Origin of the sequence: Flavobacterium sp. (assembly GCF_031411595.1) — a bacterium.
Lineage (GTDB): Bacteria > Bacteroidota > Bacteroidia > Flavobacteriales > Flavobacteriaceae > Flavobacterium.
In genome coordinates this window covers 53396-62501 of sequence record NZ_JANOBI010000019.1, presented here as the reverse complement: position 1 = coordinate 62501, position 9106 = coordinate 53396, and the positions used below count along the sequence as shown (strand labels likewise).

The 9106-nt window shown below is 39.2% G+C and carries 7 protein-coding genes; 3 read left to right on the top strand and 4 right to left on the bottom strand.

Features of this window, described 5'->3' with window-relative positions:
* Positions 1-537: T9SS type B sorting domain-containing protein (locus RMO03_RS03300; RefSeq protein ID WP_309640660.1), on the top strand; the 537-nt coding region annotated here is incomplete at its 5' end.
* A 172-nt stretch (positions 538-709) separates the two neighbouring features.
* Here RMO03_RS03300 and RMO03_RS03295 read toward each other — a convergent pair.
* The gene (locus RMO03_RS03295) at positions 710-1906 is read right to left on the bottom strand and encodes a pyridoxal phosphate-dependent aminotransferase (RefSeq protein WP_309640659.1); all 1197 of its coding nucleotides are present in this window, start codon (positions 1904-1906) and stop codon (positions 710-712) included.
* A 122-nt stretch (positions 1907-2028) separates the two neighbouring features.
* Between RMO03_RS03295 and RMO03_RS03290 the strand changes: the two genes are divergently transcribed.
* Positions 2029-3354, top strand: coding sequence for a PDZ domain-containing protein (locus RMO03_RS03290; RefSeq protein ID WP_309640658.1), 1326 nt, complete (start codon positions 2029-2031; stop codon positions 3352-3354).
* Positions 3355-3504: 150 nt separating this feature from the next.
* Here the strand turns inward: RMO03_RS03290 and RMO03_RS03285 are convergent, their stop codons facing one another.
* Positions 3505-3942, bottom strand: coding sequence for a DUF1573 domain-containing protein (locus RMO03_RS03285; protein ID WP_309640657.1), 438 nt, complete (start codon positions 3940-3942; stop codon positions 3505-3507).
* Between the two features lie 292 nt (positions 3943-4234).
* Here RMO03_RS03285 and RMO03_RS03280 point away from each other — a divergent pair, with 292 nt between their 5' ends.
* A complete protein-coding gene (locus RMO03_RS03280) occupies positions 4235-6868 on the top strand; it encodes a valine--tRNA ligase (protein ID WP_309640656.1) in 2634 nt (877 codons plus the stop codon).
* Positions 6869-6906: 38 nt separating this feature from the next.
* Here RMO03_RS03280 and RMO03_RS03275 read toward each other — a convergent pair whose 3' ends face one another.
* Both RMO03_RS03275 and RMO03_RS03270 read right to left on the bottom strand, forming a co-directional pair.
* Entirely contained in the window at positions 6907-8322 is a 1416-nt protein-coding gene (locus tag RMO03_RS03275; protein ID WP_309640655.1) for a T9SS type A sorting domain-containing protein, read from the bottom strand.
* Between the two features lie 13 nt (positions 8323-8335).
* Positions 8336-9103 (bottom strand): superoxide dismutase, encoded by a 768-nt coding sequence (locus RMO03_RS03270; RefSeq protein ID WP_309640654.1) that lies wholly within the window; start codon positions 9101-9103, stop codon positions 8336-8338.
* Between the last annotated feature and the right edge of the window lie 3 nt (positions 9104-9106).

Below are 9106 nucleotides of genomic sequence, written 5' to 3'. Positions count from 1 at the left end.
AATGTATACACTGGATGTGTTAATACTGCAAGCGCCACGATAGTTCCTTCATTACCGCCATCGCAAGTATTTACTTCGGTAACGAGTTTCTTCGAGGACAATCAAATGGTGACTATTAATGTTACGCCACCGGGCGATTATTTGTACCAATTGGATACTGGATTGTTTCAAGAAGATGCTTTCTTTACGAATTTATTCTCAGGAAACCACACCATTACGGTGAAAGACAAATACGGTTGTGGCACAGCACAAGCTACGTTTAGAATTGTGAATTTCCCAAGATTCTTCACACCAAATAATGATGGTTATAACGACACATGGAATATTTCTGAAATCGCATCTGATCAGCCCGAAGCTTATATTTATATTTTCGATCGCTACGGTAAATTAATCAAAGAACAGTCTGTGATAGGAAAAGGTTGGGATGGAACACTTAATGGTTTAAACCTACCTTCAACAGATTATTGGTTTAGGGTTTTCTATAAAGAGAATGGGGAATCTAAAGAATTCAAATCGCATTTTGCTTTGAAACGATAAGTGAAATCATTAGTAATAAAAAAAAGCAACTTGATAAGAGTTGCTTTTTTTATTGGATGATGTTGTAATTAGCAGATTGCCCTAGCCCTGATAGAAGGGAAAATCCTTGGCATTGGGAGATTGCCGCGCAAGCTCGCAATGACAAGATTGGAATGATAGCGGGAAACAGCTCCTAATTACGAGCGTTATAAACCTCAATCGCGTCTTTTAAAATCTGTACAGAACGAATCAAATCTTCTTTTTTCAAAACATACGCAATGCGCACTTCGTTGAGACCGACGTTTGGTGTAGAATAAAATCCGGCAGCCGGCGCGACCATTACGGTTTCTTTGTTTAAATCGTAAGATTCTAAAAGCCATTGTGCGAATTGATCGGCGTTGTCGATTGGAAGTTGGGCGATGCAATAAAAAGCCCCTTTTGGTTTGGCGACTTTTACACCGTCGATTTTTTGCAACTCCGCAATCAGCGTATCGCGTCTTTCGCGGTATTCTGTGATAACTTCATCGAAATAGCTTTGTGGTGTATCGAGTGCGGCTTCACTGGCGATTTGGGCAAATGTGGGTGGACTCAAACGCGCTTGGGCAAACTTCATCGCTGTAGCCATGAGTTCTTTATTTTTAGAAACGATGCAGCCGATTCTTGCGCCGCACATGCTGTATCTTTTGGAAACCGAGTCGATCATAATGGCGTTTTCTTCGAGTCCGGGAATATTCATAACTGAATAGTGAATGTCTCCGTCGTAAGTGAATTCGCGGTATACTTCATCCGCAATCAAAAACAAATCGTATTTTTTTACGAGTTCCGCCAATTGCTGCATTTCTTCTTTCGAATATAAATACCCAGTTGGATTTCCGGGATTGCATATGAGTATGGCTTTGGTTTTCGGTGTGATTAATTTTTCAAAATCAGCAATAGGAGGTAAGGCAAAACCCGTATCAATCGTTGAAATTACAGGAATTACTTTTACGCCCGAAGCTGTTGAGAATCCGTTGTAATTGGCGTAGAAAGGCTCGGGAATAATAATTTCATCGCCTTGATCCATCGTGCTTCCCATGGCGAAAAGCAATGCTTCGGAACCACCGGTTGTGATGATGATGTCGGCAACCTCTATCGGTAGTCTGTGATTTTTATAGTATTGCGACAGTTTGGTTCTGTAGCTTTCAAAACCTGCAGAATGGCTGTATTCTAAAACTTTAATGTCTAAGTTTTTGATAGAATTCATCGCCACTTCAGGCGTTTTGATGTCGGGTTGACCAATATTTAAATGATATACTTTATGGCCTTTTTTCTTAGCGATATCGGCATAAGGAACCAATTTTCGAATAGGAGATTCCGGCATTTGCTTTCCTTTGTTGGATACTTTTGGCATGGTGAATTGTTTTTTAGTGCTGCAAATTTGCGAATTTTTTAAGAGTACGCCAATTGTTTTAGTTTATATTATTAAAATAGTCAGCAATCCTTTTTTTATTTAATTTTAGAGAAATATAATTTATGACTATCCGGTATCTAATTTTATTTTTCACGATGTGCCCAATGGCTGTTTTGGCGCAATCCGGATTTCAATTTGAATCCAATAAAGACAAAGTGGTTATTCCGTTTCAATTGATTAATAATTTGATTTTTATACCGATTGAAGTCAATGGTGTTGAACTTAATTTTCTTTTAGATTCCGGCGTTGAAGAAACCATCTTGCTCAGTCTTGAAGACAAAACCGAAGTGCGTTTCAACAATGTCAAGAAAATAAAACTTCGTGGATTGGGTGATAATGAAGCCATCGAAGGTTTGAAATCATCTAATAATACGTTGTCATTCAAAGGCCTTATCGACCGACACCACGATGTTTATATCGTATTGGATCAGGATTTTAATTTTTCTTCGCACATTGGTATTCCCGTCAATGGCATTATTGGGTACCATTTTTTTGAAAATAATTTGGTGGAAATCAATTACAACAGAAAAAAAATAATCGTTTATAAAGACAATGACAGATTGGAGAAAAGAATAAAAAAGCAATTCACTGCTTTTCCCATTACTATCGAAAAAAACAAACCTTACATCAACGCTGATGTGACACTCAATGATAAAGAAATCAATGCTAAACTATTAATCGATTTGGGAAACAGCGACCCAATTTGGTTGTTTGAAAATGCGGAAAGAAACATCTCTATTCCCGAAACAAAATTTGAAGATTATTTAGGCAGAGGCTTCAGTGGCGACATCAATGGCTACCGATCTAAAATTTCAAAATTCAAATTACAGAATTTCGAATTTGCCGACCCAATAGTTTCCTTTCCCGGAATAGCATCTATAAAAAGTGTCAATATGGTTCCCAATCGGGTAGGTTCTGTTGGTGGTGAAATATTAAAACGATTTAATATTATCTTCGATTATAGTCATGAAAAAATGCTGCTCAAAAAAAGCCGCTATTATAGCGATAATTTTACTTACAATATGAGCGGTATTGAACTCCAAAACGAAGGCATGCAATGGGTTCAGGAAACCGTAACCCTCAACACGGTTGATAATGGAATCAGTTTCGACAATACGGGAGAGAAAACCGACAACAACTTCAAATATAAATTCACCTTAAAACCCATTTACACCATTGTCAGCGTTAGAAAAAACTCACCAGCCGAAGCCTGTGGATTGCAAGCAGGAGATTTAATCATCTCAATCAATAGTATGGAAGCATACCGATATTCTTTACAAGCCCTCAATGATTTATTAAAATCCGACGAAGGCAGATGGCTAAATTTCACGATCGAACGAGGCGGAAAAACCCTAAAGTTCAAATTCCAACTCAAAAGTATTTTATAAAAAAAATCACCACAAAGACACAAAACCGCAAAGTTTCCTATTTTTCACCTCAGAAACTTATTCCACTGCGCTCCATACAATTCGCATCGTAATACTCGCTCGGGTCAGCCAACTCAGCAAAAAAAAGAGCCTCTTCCGAAGCTCCTTTCCCTAATTATCACTAGAAATAATTCCTTTTTTCTTTTCCAAAATATTGACTTCCTCTTTCACAAGTACTTCACCTTTAATCTTAATCGCAACACGCCCGCCTTCTACATTCACTGCATTCGATTCGACCGTAATGGTTTTTCTGATTGGCCCCGGACTCATATTATATTTCACATCAATCTTCCCGGTTTTTCCCGGCATCACAGGCTCCGTAGGTTTCGACGGCACCGTACAACCGCAAGTCGATTGCACATTCGTAATAATCAATGGCGCGTCTCCCGTATTTTTAAATTCAAAAGTCCGCAATCCACTATCGGTATCTCTATATATTGTCCCGTAATCTACGGTGTTGTCCTTAGCCATAAATTCTATTTTGGCACCTTGAGCTGCAGCCGAAAAAGCAAAACCAACAAATGCGAGCAATAGTATTAATTTTTTCATCAGGGTTATTTTTTAAGTTGAGTAAAAATACTTTGTTTTCGTTAATGTGCAAATAATTATTTCTTAATTTTTTATTTACTTTTGCACGGTTACCAATAAGCATACCAGTTGGTTGTTTTGTCAGGAGCTATTTCCCGCTATCATTCCAATCTTGTCATTGCGAGCTTGCGCGGCAATCTCCCAATGCCAAGGATTTTCCCTTCTATCGGGGCTAGGGCCACATCAATACCAACAAGTTTTTCGTAACGAATCAACGATTACACGATTAAACAATTAAACGATTAAACAAAACATGACAATTCCAGCGCAATTCGATGCCAAAACCATAGAGCAAAAATGGTACAACTACTGGATGAAAAACAACTATTTTCATTCCACGCCCGACCATAGAACACCTTACACCATCGTAATCCCGCCACCCAACGTGACCGGCGTTTTACACATGGGGCACATGCTCAACAATACGATTCAAGACGTACTCATTCGTCGCGCCAGATTAAAAGGTTTCAACGCTTGTTGGGTGCCGGGAACCGATCATGCATCGATTGCTACCGAAGCCAAAGTAGTTGCTAAACTCAAAGCTGAAGGCATTAATAAAAACGATTTGACACGCGAAGAATTTCTAAAACACGCGTGGGATTGGACAGACAAATACGGTGGTGTAATCCTCGAACAACTCAAACAATTGGGCTGCTCTTGCGATTGGAACCGAACCAAATTCACCATGGATCCTGACATGTCAGCTTCCGTAATTCGCTCTTTTGTAGACTTATATAATAAAGGTTACATCTATCGCGGTTACCGCATGGTCAACTGGGATCCAGAAGCCAAAACGACTTTGTCAGACGAAGAAGTAATCTACGAAGAACAACAAGGAAAACTCTATTTCCTAAACTATAAAATCGAAGGCAGCGAAGACTTTCTGACGATTGCCACAACACGTCCAGAAACCATTTTCGGTGATACTGCGATTTGTATCAACCCAAACGACGAACGTTTTCAACATTTAAAAGGAAAAAAAACCATCGTTCCTATTTGTGGAAGAGTGATTCCAATTATCGAAGACGAATATGTTGATATAGAATTCGGAACAGGTTGCCTAAAAGTAACACCAGCGCACGATATGAATGACCGAACGCTGGGCGAGAAGCACAACTTAGAGATTGTAGATATCTTCAATGAAGACGCTACTTTAAATAGTTTCGGATTGCATTACCAAGGGCAAGATCGTTTCGTAGTACGCGAAGCCATCGCCAAAGAATTGGAAACTTTAGGTGCGTTAGCCAAAACAGAAAGCCATATCAATAAAGTAGGAACATCTGAAAGAACCAAAGCCGTAATCGAACCACGTTTGTCCGATCAATGGTTTTTGAAAATGGAAGAACTCGTTAAGCCTGCCATCACAGCGGTATTAGAAACCGAAGAAATAAAATTATATCCAAAAAAATTTGACAACACTTATCGTCATTGGTTAGAAAATATCCGCGATTGGAATATCTCACGCCAACTTTGGTGGGGACAACAAATTCCTGCTTACTATTACGGCGACGGAAAAGAAGATTTCGTAGTAGCTGAATCTATCGAGGAAGCACTAATCTTAGCAAAATCTAAAACCGGCAACCAACAATTGACAACCGACAACTTAACACAAGATGTTGACGCGTTAGATACTTGGTTTTCATCTTGGTTATGGCCTATGGCAGTTTTCGGTGGTATCATGGATCCCGAAAGCGAAGATTTTAAATATTATTACCCAACGAATGATTTGGTAACCGGCCCCGATATTTTATTCTTCTGGGTAGCGCGAATGATCATCGCGGGTTATGAATACACCGGGAAAAAACCTTTTACGAATGTATATTTAACAGGATTGGTGCGTGATAAACACCGTCGTAAAATGTCAAAATCACTTGGAAATTCACCTGACCCATTAGATCTGATTGATAAATTCGGAGCCGATGGCGTTCGTGTTGGATTGCTTTTAAGTGCTTCAGCCGGAAACGACATCATGTTCGATGAGGAGTTGTGCAACCAAGGAAAAGCATTCTCGAATAAAATATGGAATGCGTTCCGACTCATTCAAGGTTGGGAAGTTTCCAGTGCAATTCCACAACCTGAATCGTCTAAAGTAGCCATCGAATGGTATGAAGCGAAATTGCAACAAACGCTATTGGAAATTGAAGACCATTTCGAAAAATACAGAATTTCAGATGCTTTAATGTCGATTTACAAATTGGTTTGGGATGATTTCTGCTCTTGGTTTTTAGAAATGATTAAACCGGCATACCAACAACCTATTGATAAAGTTACGTTCGATAAAGCGATTGAAATGCTCGAAAGCAATTTGAAATTATTGCACCCGTTTATGCCTTTCTTAACCGAAGAAATTTGGCAGATTACAGCGCAAAGAAATACTGAAGAAGCTTTGATTATCTCAGAATGGCCAAAACCAAAAGCTTTCAACGCAAACTTAATTTCAGATTTCGAAACGACTATCGAAGTGATTTCCGGAATAAGAACGATTAGAAAAGAAAAGAATATTCCGTTCAAGGATGCGATTGAACTCAAAGTCATCAACAATGATAAAAGCACAACTTATTTCGATTCGGTAATTACCAAATTGGGGAATATTTCAGACTACACCTACGTGAATGAAAAAGTTGATGGTACTTTATCATTCCGCGTAAAATCAAATGAATATTTTATTCCGATTACTGGTGCAATCAATGTCGATGAAGAAATCAAAAAACTGACAGAGGAATTGAATTATAATCAAGGTTTTTTAAAATCGGTTCAGGCCAAATTATCGAACGAAAAGTTTGTAGGTGGTGCACCGGAAAAGGTCCTCGAAATGGAACGCAAAAAAGAAGCCGATGCGCTTGCCAAAATTGCTACAATTCAGCAGAGTTTAGCAGGTTTGAAATAATAGAAAAATCCCGGTGTGACTATGACATCGGGATTTTTTTATCGCTTGATGATTTTTTGGTTGACTACCTGATGTGGTAAAATAATTTTCAGGAAATAAATGCCTGAAGCCAAATCACCCAAATAAAGTGACGCGGTTTGGGCAGTTCCTTCCCAATTTTTTGTCATAAGCTGCGCTCCGGAAGCGTTGAATAATGCAATAGATTTTATAGTAGAAAATTCACTCAAGTCGATTGTGAGTTCGTCGGTTGCAGGATTAGGATAAACTACTGTCTGCTGCTCCAGAAATTGTGCTGCCGCAAGCGTAGAGGTATTTCTGAGAATCACCAATCCGTTGTTGTAATCAGCGATGGCCAAGTCTTTGCCACCATCATTATTGACATCGCCCACGGCCAGCCCATCAATATCGTAATGCGTAGCATAAGGAATAGCGTGATTGGTATAATTGTAAAACAGGTTGTTGCTATCCTGCTCGTAGCAACTTACGCGTAAAGCACCGCCGTTTACAACGATGATTTCATTTTTTGAATCGTTATTCAAATCAGCAATAGCGATGGGCTCGACGCAATCATAAGCATCAACCAAAATCACGTCATCCAATAATCCGGATGCATTCTGATACCAAATGATTATTTTGCTGCGTGGCACATTTCCATAATTGGTTGCCGCAATATCAATGAGGCCGTCGTTGTTTAAATCGCCTACTGCAATGCCGTATAGGTATGGCGATGAACCGCTTATCATTGGCGCATCATATTCGGTATGATTACCGAAACTGCCTGTGTTGTTTTGATAATAAATATGGATGCTTGCAGTTGTTGCATAAACAAGGTCTTTAAGTCCATCATTATTCATGTCTGCTACGGCCATTTCCCTGTATGGTACTGCTGGTTTGGGAAAGGTAACGGCGTAGAAAGTACCCGGAGAAGATTGAAAAAAAACTTTTAAATCCTGCTGATAGCTTGTGCTGATAGCAATATCGGGAAGCGTATCGTTATTGAGATCGCTCACTTCGAGGGAATTCACCGACAGGTTGGTTTCTATTTCTGTCAAAGCATCAAGTGTGCCCGAGTCGTTCTGATAGAGAATGCCGATTTTCGTACCATAGCCCAAAACAACATCATTGCGTGAATCATTATTAAGATCGATGATTTTCAATGAAGTAATGTTTGCTCCCGAGCTTGTCGATTGGTAAGGGTATTTTGCCGGCGCATCGAGATTGCCTGCCGTATTTTGCAAGTATACTAAAATACGGTAATCGTTTTCGAGGTCGAAATAGAAACCATTACCCAATGCAACGTCATTCAATCCGTCGTTATTGAGATCTCCAATTGCTACTGCATCTGCCGAAGATCCGGTGACTGTAGCCGCAAAAGGGGCGAATTGGATTTGGCTGTGAAGGCTACCGGATAAAAAAACGGCAATCGCAGCGAGTATAATTCTTTTGATTAACATGTGGTAATTCTAATTAGTTTTTAATGGCTTCGTCATAACGCTCCCCAACTTTTTTCCAATTAATCACATTAAAAAACGCATCAATATATTTTTTGCGTTTGTATTGATAGTTCAAGTAATACGCATGTTCCCAAACATCTAAAGCCAAAATCGGAGTGCCTTTTATCACAGCATTCGACATCAAAGGATTGTCTTGATTGGCGGTGCTTGTGATTTGTAATTTTCCGGCTTTATCAGTAACCAGCCAAGCCCAACCCGAACCAAATTGCTTCGAAGCGGCATCTTCAAATTGCGTTCTGAAACCTTCAAAAGATCCAAAATCTCTATTAATCGCCACAGCCAAACTATCTTTAGGTTTTGCGGCAGGTTTCGAAGCCATGTTTTCCCAAAATAAACTGTGATTGTAGTAACCACCGGCATTGTTTCTTAAATCGGCATTGCTTACATCCAGTTTTTTTAGCACTTCTTCTATCGATAATTGATCGAGTTCTGTTCCCGCAATGGCTTTGTTTAAATTGTTGGTATACGTGAGGTAATGTTTAGAATAATGCAACTCCATTGTAAGTGCATCAATATTGGGTGCTAAGGCTTCATAACTATATGGTAGCGCCACCATTTTGAAAGTTCCGTCGTCAGCTTTAACATCTTCTGGGCTTCCAATGAGCATTTTTTCTTCTTTTGATGGAAGCGGAACTTCGACAACTTCTGTTAGTTTTTTGTTATTGCAAGAAACCAACACAAGGCAAATTACGCTTATGAAAATGAAGTGTTTTTGTTTCATGGA

Bases quoted from the DNA above. Each gene is read 5' to 3' on its own strand.
- RMO03_RS03295 (WP_309640659.1), bottom strand. From the start codon at position 1,906: ATGCCAAAAGTATCCAACAAAGGAAAGCAAATGCCGGAATCTCCTATT.
- RMO03_RS03285 (WP_309640657.1), bottom strand. From the start codon at position 3,942: ATGAAAAAATTAATACTATTGCTCGCATTTGTTGGTTTTGCTTTTTCG.
- RMO03_RS03290 (WP_309640658.1), top strand. From the start codon at position 2,029: ATGACTATCCGGTATCTAATTTTATTTTTCACGATGTGCCCAATGGCT.
- RMO03_RS03275 (WP_309640655.1), bottom strand. From the start codon at position 8,322: ATGTTAATCAAAAGAATTATACTCGCTGCGATTGCCGTTTTTTTATCC.
- RMO03_RS03280 (WP_309640656.1), top strand. From the start codon at position 4,235: ATGACAATTCCAGCGCAATTCGATGCCAAAACCATAGAGCAAAAATGG.
- RMO03_RS03270 (WP_309640654.1), bottom strand. From the start codon at position 9,103: ATGAAACAAAAACACTTCATTTTCATAAGCGTAATTTGCCTTGTGTTG.